Below are 17,695 nucleotides of genomic sequence, written 5' to 3'. Positions count from 1 at the left end.
AGATGCGTTGTCCCGCGCTGGAGAAAAGCCGTAAAAAGCAGGGGTGCAACGGCGCTCTTGCGCAGAGCACCGCCGTATATGGCCTACCGAGAGGAGTCACAAACGACCCGACCTTTGCTGGAGCGGATGCGCCTAGCTGGTCGCACGACGTGCCAGAGCAAGGTCCCGACGAATGGCAGGAAACTACCAGCGTGTACGAAGGGTCACGCCGACACTCCTTGGGTCACCAGTCAACACGCCATAGTCACCGGCGCCAAGTTGCGCGTACACGGCGGTAATGTACTCGCGGTCAAACATGTTTCGAGCCCACAACTCGGTCTCCCAGCGCTTATCGCTACGGCGGAGGCCCAGCCGGAGGTTAGTCAGCGCATAGGTCGGCTGATAACTGCCGGGACCGCCCTCGAGCGTGCCGTAGTAGCCAGTGCGCAGGCTGTAATCGACGCCGCTGAACAGCTCTAGCCCTTGCTCCAGCGGATAGCGATAGTCGACGCCGGCCGTAGCGCTCCATTCCGGTGCATTGAACAGGCGTTTACCCGTCAAGTCGCAGGACCATTGCGCGCTGGTCGGCGAGCACGGTGCGTTGCGGAAGTCGCGATAGCGGGCATCGCTCCAAGCGATACCCAGTCTAAGGTCGACCCTTTCGTTTGCTCGCAGCAGTCCGTTCAGCTCGACCCCACGCAACCGAACTTTGCCCACGTTGATTAGGTTGTCGCGGATCGGCGGGGCGTATTCGTTCACCGGAGCCCGGTTGGTCAGTGCCTGATAATCCTCCGCTTCAGCCTGGTACACCGCCATATCGAGCATCATGCGTTGGTTGAAAAAAGCGCTCTTCAGACCGATCTCGAACGAGGTCACTCTCTCGGCATCGAAGGTTGGCTCGACATTCGGACCCACCACATCGAGGTTTATGCCACCGGCCTTGTAGCCACGAGACCAGCTGGCATAGCCAAACAGATTTTCACGGAACTGATAACCGGCGGCCAGTTGTCCCGACACATTGCTTTCGGCAATCGTATCGCGCCGGTAGTACTCGCCTCCCAGCGTCGTATCGCGCAGCAGGGTGCCGCCGATCTGCGAAACCAGGTCGGGGCCAAGCGGCGCCAAACCGGAAACACTGCGCGACAGCCAACCCTGTTTGCGTTCACGGGTGTATCGCAGCCCTGGCGTTATCGATAGGCGCTCGGTGGCGTGCCAAGTGACCTGGCCGAATACCGCGCGACTGTCGGTGCGCTGCTCTCCGTCGAACGCTTGCTGCGCCCCTTCTAGCAGCGACGCGGGAATCATTGCCGGGGTAATTCCAAGCAGATCGATTTCCGGCCGGTCGCCAAGGAAGTAGGCGGCGGCGTCTTCGCCAAAACGGACACCCACCTCGCGGTTCAGCTTCTGACGCAAGTAATACAGCCCCACTACGTAGTCGAACTGCTCGTTCGGCGAGTCGGCCAACCGCAGCTCCTGGCTGACCTGATGGTGATTGAGTTGTACCGCGACGTTTTTGGCAATGGAAAGAGGCGTCCCGTCGCCGTCCTGGTCGCCATCGTAAGTCCAGTCCCGGTAACCGCTGATGCTGGTCAGCATGGCCCCGCTATCCAGTAGACGATTGAGCTCCAGCGTGACGCCTGTCTGCAGTGTCTTGATGGCGTTCGGCTCGTCCTGCTGCACTCGACGTGCATAGGGATCGATGGGCAGCTGGCGGTGGCCAACAAATGCAGCTCGCTTGCGACTCGATTGGCTGTAGTTACTCGCGGTGAAGACGTTGCCCTGCTCATCCTGCCAGGCGTAATCGCCAATCAGACGGGCTGTGAACACCTCGCTGGGTTCCCATAGCAGCTGCCCGCGCAATCCCTGCCGATTCTGATCGCGCAGGTCAGCGCCACCATGGAGGTTGTCGATCACGCCGTCACGCTTGACGTCGTAGCCTGTCAGGCGGCCTGCCAGCACACCGTCGATGAGCGGACCGGATAGCGTCCCGCGATACTGGCGCAGGCCGTTCTCGCCTAGCGAGGCCTCGGCGGCACCCTCCACCTCGAACGTCGGCGCACGGCTGCTAATGTTGATGGCTCCCGCCGTGGTGTTTTTGCCGTACAGGGTGCCCTGTGGCCCTCGCAGTACCTCCACTCTATCGACATCGATCAGATCGGCGAGCGACATCCCCTGCCGCCCGAGATACACACCATCGAGAAACACTCCAACGCTGCCATCGATCCCGTCGTTGAAAGAGCTGGAGCCCAAACCGCGGATTCCATAACTGGTGTAGCGGGAATTCGGCACCGACACCAAGAGACTTGGAACCCGCTGCTGAAGCTCTTCGGTACGGTAGAGGCCGGCTTCGCCCACCTGCTCGCCGCTGACCACGCTGATCGCGATGGGCACCGTCTGGGCAGGCTCCTGTCGGTGCCGCGCGCTCACCATGACCTCGTCCAGCACCAGCACGGCATCGCCATTGGGCTTTTCGAGATCATCCGCACCAGCAGATCCTGCCCAGAGCACGAACAACCAGCAAAGCGGGCGAGAAGATCGGTTATGAGCGTTTATGGTCGACAAATCACACCTCCGCCGACGGACCGTAATTTGCCTCACCAATGTGAGAGCAAGTCAGCTGTTCGATCAACGCGAGTATCTGGGAAGCGTCCGATGGCTTGAGCAGCACGGCGTCGAAGCTCAGATGGTCGGGGTAATCCAGAGGCCGATGTGGCGGCGCGGAAGAGTAGAGCACGACCGGCAAAGATGGCCATTGCCCTCGTACGGCTGCGAGCAAAGCCCAGCCATCCGAACCCGGCATTGCCTGATCGCTGATGAGCAGATCGCAGTCCGAACCTTTCAAATGCAGCAGCGCTTGCTGCGGATCGGCAACGGCGCACACGTCGAAGCCATATCCGCCGAGCAAGTCGCTGAGCCATTCTCGGTTCTGCTCCACATCATCTACGAGCAGAATGCTCCGCCCTGTGCCATCTACTCTGGCGGTCTCGTATTCACCGAAACTCATATCGAGATCCTCCTCGCGAGCCACTGCGAACACCACCTCAAAGCTGAAACAGCTTCCGCAGACGCGAGACTCATCCGACGAGAGAGAACTGCCCATCTGCTGCAAAAGCTCGCTGACAATCGACAGGCCCAGCCCGCTACCGGTGTAACGTTCAACGCCACGCCCGCGGCTGAACGGCTGCAAAATCTGCTTGTGCTCGCCCGGCGCTATGCCTATGCCGGTATCGCTGACGCTGAAGCGCAGGCACACGGACTCCTCGCTTGCTCGAATGCACTGGACGTCCAGACACACCTGCCCATCGCGCGTGAATTTGGCAGCGTTCGCCAAAAGGTTGATCAACACCTGCCGCAGGCGTCGGAAGTCGGCCTGCACCAAAGCGGGTAAGTGCGCGTCCAGGCGGCATTCGAACGAGTTGCTCTGCTGCGCAGCGAGAAAACCAGCTTCTTCTTCAATCTCCCTCAGGAACCCATACAGATAGCCTGGCGCCAGAATGATCTCGAGCTGGTGGAGCTCGGTGCGGGAAAATTCCAACAACTCATCGATCATTTCTAACTGCTGACGAGCATTGCGCTCGATCTTGCGTGGCACGTCCTGCCCCGACTCACATGGAATCAGCCGTGCGTAGTTGACGATACTGACCAGTGGCGAGCGCAGATCATGGCTGATCCGCGCCATCAGCAGGCTGCGTGCCTTGAGCGACTCACGCAACTGCCCAGTACGGGTCGCCACCGTGCTTTCGAGCCGTTCGTACTCGGCCTTTTGCTGGTTGTCCAGATCGACCAGGGCGCGCCGCTCCCGCTCACGGCTGCGGCCAACCTCCAGCACCAGCGTGCAAGCCAGAAGAAACAGACCCGGCAGGGTCGAGGGTACGCTGAGCCTGTCATCCACCGACTGCCAGGGCAGCAGCGCAACCGCCAGTAGACGGATCAGGCCCTGCAACATGAGCAGCCCACAGACCAGATAGACCAGCCAGCTGAAGGAGAAACCGCGGCGCCAACCTGCCAACACTGTTGCGGGCACTAGAACATAAGTGATGAGGCGCACATGGTCGATCAGCGTTCGACCCTGTATGTGGTCTACCAGAACCCAAAGATAGCAGGCGCCTATCGCTAGCATGAATGCTGTGTACGCCATGCCCCAGACGTGGGGCAGCTGACGCACATCGAGCAAGACGCGCAGGTAGGCGAGGAACAGGCAGTACTGCACCAGGCCAAGCAGCCACATGAGTTCGTAAGACCATGGGAGCAGCGATGGTAGATAGACGAGATAGCCGTTGACCATGCTGACCAGCGCGGCATAACCCAGCACTGAAAGCGCATGAACCGCCAGCAGCTGCGAGCGCAGGATCCAGCCGACCACGAAGCTGAACGGCACCACCAGCAACGTCATGCCAAGCGTCAGTCCGTCGAAGAGGTAACCATGTTGCCGGTGATCAATGAGTCCGAGCTCCGACCATAACCGTGGCTCTATGATTACCGTCGAGCGACTGGCGACGCGCACCAGGATCGTCACGTCCTCTGCAGAGTCCATTCTGAGCGGAAACGTGGGCTGCCGAGCGCGGACCGGCCACTGTTCGACGGGGTATCTACTTCCTGCCCGCATGACATCCCAGCCGTCGCCTCGGCTGATATGAACCTGAACGTCAGCCAGACGCGGATCACCCACGGTCAGCCAGCGCTGACACTCCAGCGCGCTACCCTGCAGCTGAAAGCGCAACCAGAAAGCTGAGTCGCTGTAATGGCGGGGTAGATTCTGCCGAGTGGCCGGAAGGAACGCGTTCTCCGAGAGTGCAAGCACCTGATCGGCTGTCAATTTGCCGCCCGGATCCTCCAGCATCTGAGCCCGGCTGAGAGCATCCTGGCCAAGCTCCTGGCAGATCGGCTCAGCCTGGGTGAAGCCGACGACTGCCAAGAGCAGAAAACCAAGCAGCCGTGACAAATACCGCGGCATCAGTCGATGTCGCCTTTAGCCTGCTGGCGGTACTGACTGGGCGTCAGACCCTGGCGCTCACGAAACGCCGTGGTGAAGTTACAGGCACTGCGGAAGCCCACGACATCCGCGATGTCCTGGATGCTGAGCATACTATCGGCGAGCAATTCCTGAGCCTTACGCAGCCGTGCCTCTCGCGCATAAGCGAAGACGGTAAGCCCCAGGTTTTCCCGGAAGATGGTCGAGAGCCGCTTGTCGTGCGTACCGACCCGACGGGCTATCTGCTCCAGCGACGGCAGCTCGGCCAGATTCTGCGCAATGAAACGCATGGCGGCTCGCAGGACGACCTGATCGGCATCCTGCGCCGGGACAGCCTGCTCGATCGATGCAGAGCTCTCCTCTCGCCAAGCCAGCTGCAGATGGATGCGAATCCGTGCCAGCACTTCCTCCGCCGCGAATGGTTTGAGAACGTAATCCACGCCCCCCAGACTCAACCCCTCCACTCTCTCCTGGAGCGCACCCGCCGAGGTGAGAAAGATGACCGGCACCTGTCGCGTGGCTGATGCCTCGCGCAGTAACCGGCAAAGCGTGAAGCCATCCATGTCCGGCATGCGAACGTCGAGCATGATGAGATCCGGCCGCAGAGCCAGCGCCCGCTGATACCCCTGACGCGCATCATGAGCAATCGTCAGCCGCCACGGCTCTGCTCTGAGGACATTCAAGAGCGTACGAATTTCGTTTGGCGAGTCATCGATGACCAGGATATGCGGCGTACGGTCACGGAGAGGCGTATCAAGCGTCATTTCCACTACAGCCCTGTGCAGAAGATTCCCTAAGCGTTCTGGCGCCAGCTCCGCTCGTGCAAAGCCAATTTCCGCTCAAGCAAAAGTACCGCTCGAAAAGGGGAAGTAAGATAGCGCAAGACAAGACGGTGAGACATGTACGACCGTTGCAGCAACGACAACCCAGCTTCCCATCTACGGTGCGAATATGTTGCAGGCCCATATGCTGAGCGACTTGTACTGGTTCACCTGCGTAATCGAAGCAGGTAGTTTTTCTGCGGCTGCGAGTAAAACGGGCACCGCAAAGTCCAGCCTGAGTCGGCGGCTGGCGCAGCTCGAACAAGAACTTGGCGTCCAACTGATAAACAGGTCGAGCCGGGCGTTCTCCCTGACCTCGGTAGGTGAGCAGGTCTACCGCCACGCGCTGGATATGCTGGCCGCTGCGGAAGCCGCCGCGCACAGCGCACAGAAGACGCTGGGCAGTCCTAGCGGCACGCTTCGCCTGGCAGGCCCGGGGATACTTTCTGATTGGTTGTGCGAGTGCCTGCGCGACTTCAAAGCCCAGTACCCCCAGGTCAGCTACACCCTGATGCTGGCCGATGGGCAGGTCGAGCTCCGAGCGCAACGCCTTGACCTGTCTTTAAGCCTGGGGAGCGCCCCTCAGGACAGCAGCGACATCGTGGTCAGGCCAATGGCGCATCTGCAAAATACCATCGTAGGCAGCCCAGTACTTGTGCAGCAGCTCGGAACCCCACCTAGTACCGAGAACCTCACGGACGACGTGCTGCTGACAACCGGTACCGCCGCGGCTCCCCATGCCTGGCATTTTGACGGGCGTCAGAGAGCCATCAACAACCCGGCCATGTGCGCAGACCATTGGAGCACACTACGTGATGCAGCCAAGGCCGGACTAGGCCTGGCATGCCTTCCGGTCTATGCGTGCCGCGACGAATTGGCATCCGGTGTACTGATAGCGGCGTGCCCTGAAGACCAGCCGATGCCCGTAACGCTCTACGCCTTAACACCCTCGTACCGCAGCACCACCCAGACAACACGCTATTTTCTGGAGCATCTGCGGGCGCGCTTGAGCAACTCGGAAGATGAAGGCATTGACGCCGTAAATGCCGGCCCCCTCGACCCGCTATGACTTCGCTGCTGGACGATGGCCAGAGGCAATCGGCGTCGAGCACAGCGGTCGAGTCCTAGGAAAACAGGACATCGACCGCCCCTGCCGTGCTCAAGCAGCAGCAAATCTGGCAGCCCCATAAGCTTTCATCCGCGCCCAGTGGCTTTTTTAGCAACGAAACCTTACGGGCGAATACCGTTGGGTTGCAAAAGTAGCGCGTCCTCGCTTGCACCACTTCTATCCCCCGGACAAGGCTGCCAGCCAGCCGCTGGCGCGTTCGGGCAAGCCGTACGCGTCCAGCACATCAACTGGCCGGACTCGCCAGTGCCGGAAAGGCCGGAAAATATGCGGAGCAAGCTTGCTCACACCGCATCCCTTACGCACTGGCTGACGCAGCGCCGCGACCACTGCCAAACCAGGCGAGACAGGCGGGCGGCTATCTCATCGATCTCCGCTTCGGAGCAGATCAAAGCCGGCAGCAGGCGGATCGTCCTTTCCCGCGAAACGCTGATCAGCAGGGCCTCATCCTTCAATGCGCAGGTCAACAGCTCGGTACATGGACGATCGAGCTCGATGCCTACCATCAGCCCCAGTGCGCGAATCGCTACAACGCCTTCACACCCCGCGAGCCCCTGGCGAAGAGCGCCTTCCAGGCGCTGCCCCATGACTCTCGCACGTTGCGGTATGCGATCTCGCTCCATCACATCGACGACGGTGCAGCCGATTCGGCAGGCCAAGGGGTTGCCGCCAAAGGTGGAACCGTGGTGACCAGGCGAAAAGAGATCCGCCGCGACGCCTCTGGCTAAACACGCACCGATTGGATAGCCGTTGCCAAGGCCCTTGGCCAAGGTGATCACGTCCGGCAGCACTCCCGCATGCTGGTAGCCAAACCATGCCCCCGTACGCCCGAACCCCGTCTGCACCTCATCGACCATAAACAGCCAATCATTCGTCGTGCAAAGATCGCGCAGCGCCTGCATGTACTCAATCGGCGCAATGCGTACGCCGCTCTCGCCTTGGACTGGCTCGACCAGCACCGCGACGATATTGGAGAACTGCGACGCGAGCGTCCTTACCGCGTCGATGTCGGCGTATGGCACCCGTATGAATCCCGGCATAAGTGGCTCGAAGCCACGCTGCACGCCCGGGTTACCGGTTGCGGCCAGCGTTGCGAGTGTGCGGCCGTGAAAGCTGTTCTCCATTACCACTACGAGCGGATGGGCCACGCCTCGCCGGCTTGAGTGCAAGCGCGCCAGTTTCAGCGCCGTCTCGTTTGCCTCCGCTCCCGAGTTGCAGAAAAACGCTCGACGCATTCCAGAGATCGCACAAAGCCTCGAACCAAGCGAGTCCTGCCACTCGATGCCGAACAGATTCGAGGTATGCATCAAACGACCCGCCTGATCGGCAATGGCGGCGGTTATTTCAGGGTGAGAGTGACCGAGATTGGTTACGGCAACCCCCGCGATGGCGTCGAGATATTCCCGCCCATGAGTGTCCCAGAGGCGGGCGCCCTTCCCGCGGGTGAAGTAAACCGGCTGCCTGGCATAAGCATGCATCAGATGAGAGCTTTGATCGTCCATGACCCGTCACTCCACCGGCGAGAGAAGCGCTGAACGCTGCGTTACGGGCCGGAAGCTGCGCTCCGCACCCAGTACTCGGATTCCGCTGGGCCCGACCTCCAGGTAGCGGCGTTCGCCATCGGATACCTGCATCTCGATGCAATAGCCCTCGGCCGCAGGCAGACGTTGAGCGATGTCTTGTACGGCCTCCAAGGCCCATGGCGCATCGGACTCAAAATGACCTAGATGCTTTTGATCACGGCGAATGTTTAAACGATAGACAGGCATGGAGTCATTCCTTGGCGAAGAGAGAGGTGCCAAATGCTGGCAAGCGCAGCTCAGCCGAATTGCTTTGGCGTGTAAGGGCAAGGGAATCAATGACTTGGCGGCAGGCAAACTTAACGGCGTGGGTAAGCTCCATCCCCCTCAGCAATGCGGCGGCCAGGGCTGCACTGAAAAAATCTCCGGTGCCCTTGGGCGAGACGCTGACTCGCTCGTGCTCGATCACCTCTGCAGACTCTTTCGTAGCCACCACCACGTACATACGTTCGTTTGGCCACTCATGTTGAGCCGCACTGGTGACGACGACCCACTGGGTACGCCCGGTCAGCAGGCTGCGCGCGGCATCGATAACCTGTTCGACGGTCTCGGCACGGCGGCCGGATAGCCGAGCCAGTTCGAATGCATTGGGTGTCAGGCCATGGGCGAACCGAAGCAAATGAGTCTGAAAGGCACTCACCATGGCCGGCTCTACATACATGCCGCAGTCATCATCACCAAGAACGGGGTCCAACTGAACCCGTATATCGGGGTATCTCTCCAGTACCGTGCCCAGCCAACGGGCAAGCACCGCCGCCTGTGTTGTGCTGCCCAGATAGCCCACCAGCACGGTTCTTACCGAGCGCAGCGCGTCCCGGGCTTCCAGATCTTTGAGGTAGCCAGCGAACCAGCTAGTCGGAAGCGCACCGCCATGGCAGGTGGAGTAGTGAGGAGTATTGCTGAGCAAGACGGTGGGTATGGCCCCCACGGAGAGACCGCCCGCATTCAGTACGGGCACGGCGACGCTGTTGCCAACACATCCGTAGACAACCTGCGACTGAATCGAAATCACGTCCAGTGGAAGCGGCTCTGTACCCGACACGCCGGCGAAATCGATGCTGACAGCCATCAAACACATACTCCATTGCAGCCTGCTGGTGAGCCACGGCTGAAGCGCTCTGCTCAAGCTGCGTGGATTGATTGCTGCCTGAGGTAGCAACCGCATTCGCAAAGTGTAAGATTGTCCTGTGCCCAAGTAAACATTGTCATAGGACAATATGAAAACTAAAAACAAGACCGCAATCGACATCTTTGAAACGATACGAAGCCAAGTGCAGGCGCAGCAGCTAAGTCCTGGTCAGTCGCTACCGCCCGTGCGTCAGCTGGCATCGGAACTCGGGGTCAACCGCAACACCGTCGCCGCGGCGTATAAACGATTGGTCGCTGCGGGTGTTGCTGAAACGCGGGGGCGGCTGGGCACGGTGGTTTGTGAAACGGCCGGGCCCGGTGAGCAGGAAGGAGGCATCGGGCACTCTCGGTTGACCGACTTATCGAGCGGCAACCCGAATCCGCTATGGCTACCTGACCCGGCTCTCGCACTGGCACAACGGCAGTCACGCCTGCGCCTTTATGGCGACGCGCCGGTTGATCCGACCTTTCAGGACGTGGCCTATCGATGGCTGGTTGACGATTGCCCTTCGCCTCCGGAAATCGACCTGGCCCATGGCGCAGTCGACGCAGTTGAGCGCCTGCTGGCCGCCTATCTTGTTTCCGGCGACAAGGTTGCGGTCGAGAGCCCTTGTTTCATCAGCAGTATCAACACGCTGCGCATTGCTGGCCTGCAGGCGGTCGGCGTGCCTGTCGACGATCAAGGGATGCAAGCCGACGGGCTTGAGGCTGCCTTGGCGAAGGGCGTGCATGCGGTTCTGATCACCCCTCGCGCTCACAACCCTACCGGCTCAAGTTTGAGCGCTGAGCGAGCTGCACAAATACGCGCCGTGCTTGAGCGACACCCTCAGGTTCCGGTGCTCGTAGATGATCACTTCGCACTGTTATCCGAAGTAGCATTCCACCAGGTCATCCCCGTATCCAGCCGACGCTGGGCGCTGATCAGGTCCGTATCCAAAGCGCTTGGCCCGGATCTCCGACTCGCTGCTATCGGCAGCGATCGGGAAACATCACAGCGGCTTCGATTACGGCTGGCTTCAGGCACAACCTGGGTGAGTCACCTTCTACAAGATATCGCTCATACCTGCCTGACCTCGCCGCTGGTCGCAGCGCAAATCGAACGCGCTCGAGCAGACTACAAGCATCGCCGAGATCTTCTGATCGCTGCACTGAGCGCCCATGGTGTACGGGCCGGACATCCGTGTGATGGGCTCAACGTCTGGGTGCCGCTTGATGAAGATGTCGAACCGATCATTCTCCATCTGGCCCAGCGGGGCTGGGTCGTTCGCAGCGGCACGGGCTTCACCGTGCAAGAGCAGGTGCGCGGCATTCGTATCACCACCTCAACGATGGACGCGGAACAGGCGGCCCGCTTCGCCGAAGACTTGAGCCTCTGCATGCAATGACCCAGAGCCCCAGGCGATTTGCTGCACTCGTTCAGTTAACCGTTCGGCGACGCTGCTTCAATGCGTGAGCAACATCGCGCGCTAAAGCAGGCACGCTGATAGGGTTCAGGTTGCCGATACTGATGCGTACAGCCGCCGGACTTTCCAACCTGAACGGCGAGCCCGCCTGGATGGCCCAGCCCAACGATGCCAGCGTCTGGACCACAGAGGTCTCATCCGAGACGGGCAGCCACACATGCAGGCCCTCCCCCTGAGTGGGCACGGCTATGCTTAAGTCGTTCAACCCCTGGACCAGAGCCGAACGCCGTTGCAAATACTCAGCCCCCACTGCCGATAGGCGATTGCTATCGAGCATCTTTTGCCAGAGGTGCCCTGCAAGTCTTTGTAGCAAAAGGCTGACCCAGCGAGGGCCGAGCGTCTGCTGGTGGTGCATGCTCTTGAGCACGCTGGGGGTGCCTGTGACCACCGAAACGCGCAGGTCAGGCCCCAGGAATTTGCTGACCGACACAACGTAGATCCAACTAAGAGGCTCACGACTGAAGCTCAAGGGTTCGGCAGCGCTGAGCGGCCCCCAATGATCGTCAAGAATGAGCAGCGTATCGGGCGCATCTGCAAGCCTGTCGACCCACAGCGTCCAACGGCGACTGCTTATGCAAAAGCCGGTGGGGTTATGCGCACGCGGCGTCAAGATAACCGCCGCCGCGGAGCGAAGGATTTCGGTAGAGGGGACCATCGCGCCCTCTTCGTCTACGGGTACGGGAACCGCCTTGAGTCGCAGGCTCGCCAGCAATGCCAGCGCTGGCGGCCAGCAAGGATCTTCCACGATTACCTTGTTTCCTGGCCGGCAACGCAGGCGAAGCGCCCGCTCTACGGCGTCGAGCGCTCCCGAATAGATGCCCAGCTGCTGACAGGGAATTCTCTGCTCAGCCAGCCACCGGCCCGCAACATCAAGCAGCTGTGGGTCATTACTTTGCACGTCATAGCCGGACTGGCTCTCCGTGAGCCAGCCAGCCTCTATGGCAGGCAGTGTAGCCCCGTCAATATTTCCAGAGGCCATGTCCCGCAAACCTTCCGGAATGGTGGTTTGCGTCTCGGCCGTCGGCATCTCGCTCGCCACACGCGTACCGCGCCGTCCGTCGGTAACTATCAGGGCCGCATCACGCAGCAGCTTATAGGCCGCCGCCACAGTGTTTGGGCTGACTTGAAGCTGCTGCGCGAGTGATCTGACGGCAGGCAACAGGGCGCCATCCGAGTAAAAACCCGAACGAATTTGCTGCTCGATCGATTCAGCGATCTCGACAGCGGTCGATCCGCTAGCTATTGTATTCATACATTCATTCTATTGTATTGGTACATAAATGCAAACCGCCCTCGTCATCCGCTTTCTCGCTTTCGAAGATCTCGGCTCGCTGCAGCAAATTCTTGATAGCCGCGGATACCAAATCGAAACACTGGACGCGAACCTCGACTCGTTCGCGATTCAAGATCCGTCAGCCCCAGACTTGGTGATTGTTCTCGGCGGCCCAATCGGTGCTTTTGACGAAGCGAAGTACCCGTTCCTCAAATCCGTGCTTTCGTTCGTCGAACAGCGGCTTCAGTGCGGCAAGAAAATACTGGGAGTTTGCCTTGGCGCTCAGCTGATAGCACGAGCACTGGGCAGCAACGTCGGCCCCATGGGGAGAAAAGAGATTGGCTTTGCACCGATATCGCTAACCGACGAGGGCTTGCAGTCCTGCCTGGAGCCACTAAGTGGCGGAATACCGGTGCTGCACTGGCATGGCGACCAGTTCGAAATTCCAGCGGGGGCGACGCGGCTGGCAGAAACCGAAATCTGCCCAAACCAGGCGTTTTCGGTTGGCACATCGGTTCTAGCCCTTCAGTTCCACCTCGAGGCCAATCCGCAGCGTATTGAGCATTGGCTGGTCGGCCACGCAGGTGAGCTCGACAGCATCAAGCTCGACCCCCGAGTGCTCAGAGAGCAGGCGCAGGCATGCGCAGACGAACTGCTCGCCGCGGCACAGACGATCTTTGCATCCTGGCTGGATAGGAACTGACGGAGCCGCATAAATGCTACTCGGGACGATTCAAACCATCATGACCGGAACAGCGGTGCCATTTACTCGGCCCGAGACCTTCAGTGGAATCGACAAAAGACCGCGCACAGGCTCGGTCGGCGTTGGGCTTGAGGGCCTCGAAGGTGACGAGCAAGGAGATCGACGTGTTCATGGTGGGCCTGACAAGGCAATCCACCACTACCCGTACGACCATTATCGCCACTGGAGACAAGCGTTCGGCGATCGAAAGCTACTGCAAGCCCCGGGCGCCTTTGGCGAAAACATATCAACTGTAGGGCTAACCGAAGAGAACATCTGCATGGGAGACATCATCTCGTGCGGATCCACAGTGCTGGAGGTTTCGCAGACTCGCCAGCCTTGCTGGAAACTCGATGATCGGTTTGCCGCCAGGGGCGTTGCCCTCGAAATGCAACGCAGCGGCAAGGTTGGCTGGTACTACCGGGTGCTCGAGCCTGGGGCAATCGAAGTCGGCGCGACGCTGAACCTGATCGACCGGCCGAACGCCGAGTGGCCACTGCGCAGAGTGCTTCAACTCCTCTACGTGAACCCGATGGACCTGGACGCATTGACGCGCTTGCAGTCGCTTCGATTGCCGCCCTCCTGGGAGAAGATTGTGGCAAATCGCATCAGGACCAGCACCGTTGAGTCTTGGGCCAAGCGCCTGAGCGGGCCGGGATTCGATGCAGGCGAATCGCATGATGACGCGCTGTCCCCCAGAGCGCGCCGATTCAACCGAGTCACCGGTGAGGGCAAGACGTGAACAACACTAACGAAACGCTGAATTATGAGGTGGTACGCCAGTTTACGTTGGCGGCACTTGTGTGGGGCGTACTGGGCATGGGAATGGGTGCACTCATTGCCGCGCAGCTCGTCTGGCCAGAGTTGAACTTCGATTTGCCGTGGACAAGTTTCGGTCGGATTCGTCCGATCCATACAAACCTTGTCATCTTTGCATTTGGCGGCAGTGTCCTGTTCGCCACCTCGCTGTTCGTAGTGCAGCGAACATGCAAAACCCCGCTTATTTCTTCTGCGGCTGCGAGTTTCGTATTTTGGGGATGGCAGTTAGCGATCCTAGCGATGATCGTAAGCTACGCGCTGGGCTATACCACATCCAAAGAGTACGCAGAGATGGAATGGCCGATCGCCGTCTGGGTTACGGTGGTCTGGGCGATATACTGCTACTTATTTTTCGGGACGATCGCTAAACGAACGACCCAGCATATCTATGTGGCAAATTGGTTCTTTGGCGCATTCATTATCGTGACCGCAATGGTCCACGTCATTAATCACATAGCTGTGCCGGTCAGCGCATTAAAATCGTACTCCATGTACTCGGGAGCGACCGATGCAATGATCCAATGGTGGTACGGTCACAGTGTTGTCGGGTTCATTCTCTCAATCGGCTTTCTGGGCATGATGTACTACTTCGTACCCAAACAAGCTGACCGGCCAGTGTATTCATATCGACTTTCAATAGTGCATTTCTGGGCAATCATCAGCTTATATATCTGGGCCGGCCCTCACCATCTGCATTACACCGCTCTACCGGACTGGGCGCAAAGCTTGGGTATGGCCATGTCAATTATTCTGCTGGCGCCAAGTTGGGGCGGGATGATCAATGGAATGATGACGCTTTCAGGTGCGTGGCATAAGTTGCGGACTGACCCAATCCTTCGCTTCCTGGTGGTTTCTCTCGCATTCTATGGCATGTCAACTTTTGAAGGCCCGATGATGGCAATAAAGACCGTCAACGCGCTTTCTCACTACACCGACTGGACCATCGGCCACGTCCACGCAGGCGCTTTAGGATGGGTGGCGATGATTTCCATCGGCACGCTGTACAACATGATCCCCGAGCTATGGGGCAAGAAAAAAATGTACAGCGTCGGGCTCATCAACGTGCACTTCTGGCTCGCAACGGCTGGAACCGTTCTTTACATAGCCTCAATGTGGGTAAACGGCATCACACAAGGCTTGATGTGGCGAGCGGTAAATGACGACGGCACCCTGACCTATTCGTTCGTTGAAGCGTTGGAAGCGAGCCATTCGGGTTATGTAGTGCGCCTTCTAGGCGGATCACTTTTTGTGATCGGGATGATATTGATGGCCTACAACGCGTGGCGCACGTTAGTTATCCCTGCGGAGCAGTTGAGCCCGGCCCGACGCCCTTCTGCTGCCGAGGCAATTTAATGAGTTTTTTAATGATGCTGGCTGCGACGTTGGCCAGCTTCTGGCTCCTCGCTTGTTCAATCCGGAGGATGACAGAGCAAGAAGTCCTAGACGCCTCCCAACTCCCATTTGCTGATGAGCCCGACTACAAGCCACAGATATTATTTGAGGCATAGCCAACACAAAACCAGAACACCTTAACTTCAACTATGGCGAAGCGACTTGTTTCGCCAGCAGTTCCGGTCGCCCAAAATAATTAATTAACAAGGACACCGACAAACGGCACCAGCTCGTAACAGAGTCGCAACATATAAAGACAACTATTCAACTTACGAGATCATTAAAAGAGGAGAAACATCATGCACGCAGCGCAACCCGCAGGACAGCATAACTCCGTAGCAGACATGTTAAATAAGCTGTCAGAGCTTTGGGAAACAAGGGCAGCCGTTAACAAGCCACAAGGAAAATACAATGAACTTGTTTTTGATCCAAGCCGAAATGACTACAGCGAGTCTCTTCTACCGTTCCGCAACCACGGGGCATGGACCAGCGCACCAGAACAGATAAAATCCAAGTGCCTGTCATATGCATGGATCATATACAACTTAAAGACGATATATATCGAATGCGATATTGTCACTCCAGCGTGCGAAGACATAATCAAAACACCTCCTAGCAACACAGGTAACCGTGCAGTTCTCCAGAACGTCATGGCAGAAGCTTTGCTGGACGAAGCGCTTCATACAAAAATGTCGTTGAATGCATGCAATTATATCTATGACCGCAGAAATCTAGATTATTTCGACTTCAGCGATTTTAATTTAATCAAATGGCGCAACGAAGTAATCGGGAGTTGTACGGCAGAGTGGGAGCGGCGTCTCACCCGCTTCGGTATCGCATGTGCGAGCGAAACGCTGATCACCGATTACCTAAAGACAATGGCCGAAGATGATTCGATCCAGAAAATCTGCCATCAGGTAACCAAAACCCACGCAATGGACGAGTGGAGTCACTCCAGTGTGTTCAGCTTCGTGGCAGCCGACATTGTAAACGGCTTGACTCTATCGGAAAAAAACCATCTGGAAAAAATTATACGGAGAACCGTTTCCATGTTCGCCAACAATGAGCTGAACGCATGGGAACATGCTTTTGCACTTGCTGGCCTTCCTTATTACCAAGAAATTATCAATGACAGCGCGGAGCTTGGCGAAATCAACGTCTATACCGACTCCGTCGAGAACCTCATTGAACGCATTGGGCTTTAACCCTAACGTTCATGGCACTAATATATGCACATAAAAACAATTCGGCATTATCAGCCAATAGAGGCTCCCATGGAAGACATTATCTTTCTTCGATGCGAACAGGCTTGCGAAGTAGCAAGGAACGTGAAGGCATTTAAGTTACGCATTCTAGATATCAGTCACAGCACCATCCCAGAACCAGGGCAGTACATATCCATAGTGTTCCCCGACTGCAGCGGAATACGTCAGCAACGCAACTATACAGTTATCGAAAAGCCCGAAATCGACTTGATCGTCATAGCCGTTCAACGAACCGGACGCGGTGGCGTTTCGGATAGGCTCCATGCCGATCTCAAGGAAGGGGTCGTGGTTGGCGCGACGGGCGCCGCTGGTGAGATCACACCTGAAGCCTTGATTGGCGCTAGAGAGCTGGTACTGCTAGCTGGAGGCATTGGGATCACGCTTCCTTATGGCCTTATAAAATCCCTCTCGACGCTTCACAACGCGAGCCTTCCCGTACCCAAGACTACTCTCTTTCTAAGCGCACCAGACGTAACTGATATCCCCTTCCTTGGCGAACTTCTCAAGCTTGACATGAGCACCGACTGGTTCAGCATTCGCTTGTTCATCACCCGCAGTCCTATCCGGCACAGTACTGTTCAGTTCCGAAGCGGTCGCATACAGGCCTCATTGCTCGCTGAACATGCGCAGCCGGATACGGTGATTATTTGCGGGGGCCATAGCTTCGCTCAGTCGCTTCACGAGCAATGCAATCAAGTATATGAGAGGGCGCACTATCTCATTGAATCATTCTCCGCTCCGGAAACTGAAGAAATCACGGACGGTCGTCCCCACCCCGTCACGCTATACATCGAGGGCATCGACAAAGAGCTCGTCATGCAATCGGATCAATCCTTGTTGGATGGGCTCGAAGCTCACGGCATTCCGATAAAGACCCAGTGCAGGACCGGAGTCTGCGGTAGTTGCAAGATTCGCATCAACAGTGGCGACATACATCGCAGCGCCGATTTTGCGTTGAGAGCGGCTGAGCGCGCGGCCGGCTATGCATTGGCATGTTGTTCTTTTCCTCAGGGCAAGGCCGTTTCAATTTCACTCTGATGACCTTTTTCGGGGGGTTAGTGTTTGGCATCCGCTAGCCCGCCGATTTACAAAACAAGCTCCCGTTCAAGATATCCGCCTTTATTCTCGAGATCCA

General features: G+C 58.1%; 14 protein-coding genes. 7 read left to right on the top strand and 7 right to left on the bottom strand.

Annotated elements, in window-relative coordinates:
• Nucleotides 1–183 precede the first annotated feature (183 nt).
• The 3 genes from CXK91_RS08330 to CXK91_RS08320 are packed head-to-tail and all read right to left on the bottom strand — an operon-like array spanning nt 184 to nt 5,715.
• Entirely contained in the window at nt 184–2,541 is a 2,358-nt protein-coding gene (locus tag CXK91_RS08330) for a TonB-dependent receptor (protein WP_256055753.1), read from the bottom strand.
• A 1-nt stretch (nt 2,542) separates the two neighbouring features.
• Nucleotides 2,543–4,933: a hybrid sensor histidine kinase/response regulator gene (locus CXK91_RS08325; RefSeq protein WP_103455697.1), complete on the bottom strand. Its 2,391-nt coding sequence runs from the start codon at nt 4,931–4,933 to the stop codon at nt 2,543–2,545.
• Entirely contained in the window at nt 4,933–5,715 is a 783-nt protein-coding gene (locus CXK91_RS08320) for a response regulator transcription factor (RefSeq protein WP_103455696.1), read from the bottom strand. The genes CXK91_RS08325 and CXK91_RS08320 overlap by 1 nt, the downstream gene beginning before the upstream one ends.
• Nucleotides 5,716–5,902: 187 nt before the next feature.
• Between CXK91_RS08320 and CXK91_RS08315 the strand changes: the two genes are divergently transcribed.
• Nucleotides 5,903–6,841 carry a LysR substrate-binding domain-containing protein gene (locus tag CXK91_RS08315; protein WP_103455695.1) on the top strand — a complete coding sequence of 313 codons (939 nt, stop codon included), beginning with the start codon at nt 5,903–5,905 and terminating at the stop codon, nt 6,839–6,841.
• A gap of 341 nt (nt 6,842–7,182) precedes the next feature.
• On the opposite strand, the gene CXK91_RS08310 is transcribed toward CXK91_RS08315, so the two are convergent.
• The 3 genes from CXK91_RS08310 to pdxK are packed head-to-tail and all read right to left on the bottom strand — an operon-like array spanning nt 7,183 to nt 9,547.
• Complete coding sequence (locus tag CXK91_RS08310; protein WP_103455694.1) at nt 7,183–8,400, bottom strand: aspartate aminotransferase family protein; 1,218 nt, start codon at nt 8,398–8,400, stop codon at nt 7,183–7,185.
• 6 nt (nt 8,401–8,406) lie between these two features.
• A complete protein-coding gene (locus tag CXK91_RS08305; protein WP_103455693.1) occupies nt 8,407–8,667 on the bottom strand; it encodes a cytoplasmic protein in 261 nt (86 codons plus the stop codon).
• 4 nt (nt 8,668–8,671) lie between these two features.
• A complete protein-coding gene (gene pdxK, locus CXK91_RS08300; protein WP_103455692.1) occupies nt 8,672–9,547 on the bottom strand; it encodes a pyridoxine/pyridoxal/pyridoxamine kinase in 876 nt (291 codons plus the stop codon).
• A gap of 148 nt (nt 9,548–9,695) precedes the next feature.
• Here pdxK and ptsJ point away from each other — a divergent pair, with 148 nt between their 5' ends.
• Nucleotides 9,696–10,991 (top strand): transcriptional regulator PtsJ, encoded by a 1,296-nt coding sequence (gene ptsJ / locus CXK91_RS08295; RefSeq protein ID WP_103455691.1) that lies wholly within the window; start codon nt 9,696–9,698, stop codon nt 10,989–10,991.
• 31 nt (nt 10,992–11,022) lie between these two features.
• Here the strand turns inward: ptsJ and CXK91_RS08290 are convergent, their stop codons facing one another.
• A complete protein-coding gene (locus tag CXK91_RS08290) occupies nt 11,023–12,321 on the bottom strand; it encodes an aminotransferase class I/II-fold pyridoxal phosphate-dependent enzyme (protein ID WP_103455690.1) in 1,299 nt (432 codons plus the stop codon).
• Between the two features lie 28 nt (nt 12,322–12,349).
• Between CXK91_RS08290 and CXK91_RS08285 the strand changes: the two genes are divergently transcribed.
• From CXK91_RS08285 to CXK91_RS08265, 5 genes are all read left to right on the top strand, one after another.
• A complete protein-coding gene (locus CXK91_RS08285; RefSeq protein ID WP_103455689.1) occupies nt 12,350–13,045 on the top strand; it encodes a glutamine amidotransferase in 696 nt (231 codons plus the stop codon).
• Nucleotides 13,046–13,058: 13 nt separating this feature from the next.
• Nucleotides 13,059–13,826 (top strand): MOSC domain-containing protein, encoded by a 768-nt coding sequence (locus CXK91_RS08280; RefSeq protein ID WP_256055751.1) that lies wholly within the window; start codon nt 13,059–13,061, stop codon nt 13,824–13,826.
• Nucleotides 13,823–15,256 carry a cytochrome-c oxidase, cbb3-type subunit I gene (gene ccoN, locus CXK91_RS08275; protein WP_103455688.1) on the top strand — a complete coding sequence of 478 codons (1,434 nt, stop codon included), beginning with the start codon at nt 13,823–13,825 and terminating at the stop codon, nt 15,254–15,256. The genes CXK91_RS08280 and ccoN overlap by 4 nt, the downstream gene beginning before the upstream one ends.
• Before the next feature lie 338 nt (nt 15,257–15,594).
• Nucleotides 15,595–16,500 (top strand): diiron oxygenase, encoded by a 906-nt coding sequence (locus CXK91_RS08270; RefSeq protein ID WP_256055750.1) that lies wholly within the window; start codon nt 15,595–15,597, stop codon nt 16,498–16,500.
• A 69-nt stretch (nt 16,501–16,569) separates the two neighbouring features.
• Nucleotides 16,570–17,598 carry a 2Fe-2S iron-sulfur cluster-binding protein gene (locus CXK91_RS08265; protein WP_181003931.1) on the top strand — a complete coding sequence of 343 codons (1,029 nt, stop codon included), beginning with the start codon at nt 16,570–16,572 and terminating at the stop codon, nt 17,596–17,598.
• Nucleotides 17,599–17,695: the final 97 nt, after the last annotated feature.

Source organism: Stutzerimonas stutzeri, from assembly GCF_002909485.1.
Taxonomy (GTDB): domain Bacteria; phylum Pseudomonadota; class Gammaproteobacteria; order Pseudomonadales; family Pseudomonadaceae; genus Stutzerimonas; species Stutzerimonas stutzeri_AH.
This window is presented reverse-complemented; position numbering and strand designations above follow the sequence as displayed.

What these genes read in the sequence shown, in the direction of transcription:
- CXK91_RS08280 (WP_256055751.1), top strand. Translation starts at nt 13,059, where the DNA reads ATGCTACTCGGGACGATTCAAACCATCATGACCGGAACAGCGGTGCCA.
- CXK91_RS08315 (WP_103455695.1), top strand. Translation starts at nt 5,903, where the DNA reads ATGTTGCAGGCCCATATGCTGAGCGACTTGTACTGGTTCACCTGCGTA.
- pdxK (WP_103455692.1), bottom strand. Translation starts at nt 9,547, where the DNA reads ATGGCTGTCAGCATCGATTTCGCCGGCGTGTCGGGTACAGAGCCGCTT.
- CXK91_RS08290 (WP_103455690.1), bottom strand. Translation starts at nt 12,321, where the DNA reads ATGAATACAATAGCTAGCGGATCGACCGCTGTCGAGATCGCTGAATCG.
- CXK91_RS08265 (WP_181003931.1), top strand. Translation starts at nt 16,570, where the DNA reads ATGGAAGACATTATCTTTCTTCGATGCGAACAGGCTTGCGAAGTAGCA.
- CXK91_RS08305 (WP_103455693.1), bottom strand. Translation starts at nt 8,667, where the DNA reads ATGCCTGTCTATCGTTTAAACATTCGCCGTGATCAAAAGCATCTAGGT.
- CXK91_RS08320 (WP_103455696.1), bottom strand. Translation starts at nt 5,715, where the DNA reads ATGACGCTTGATACGCCTCTCCGTGACCGTACGCCGCATATCCTGGTC.
- CXK91_RS08310 (WP_103455694.1), bottom strand. Translation starts at nt 8,400, where the DNA reads ATGGACGATCAAAGCTCTCATCTGATGCATGCTTATGCCAGGCAGCCG.
- CXK91_RS08325 (WP_103455697.1), bottom strand. Translation starts at nt 4,933, where the DNA reads ATGCCGCGGTATTTGTCACGGCTGCTTGGTTTTCTGCTCTTGGCAGTC.
- ptsJ (WP_103455691.1), top strand. Translation starts at nt 9,696, where the DNA reads ATGAAAACTAAAAACAAGACCGCAATCGACATCTTTGAAACGATACGA.
- CXK91_RS08270 (WP_256055750.1), top strand. Translation starts at nt 15,595, where the DNA reads ATGCACGCAGCGCAACCCGCAGGACAGCATAACTCCGTAGCAGACATG.
- CXK91_RS08285 (WP_103455689.1), top strand. Translation starts at nt 12,350, where the DNA reads ATGCAAACCGCCCTCGTCATCCGCTTTCTCGCTTTCGAAGATCTCGGC.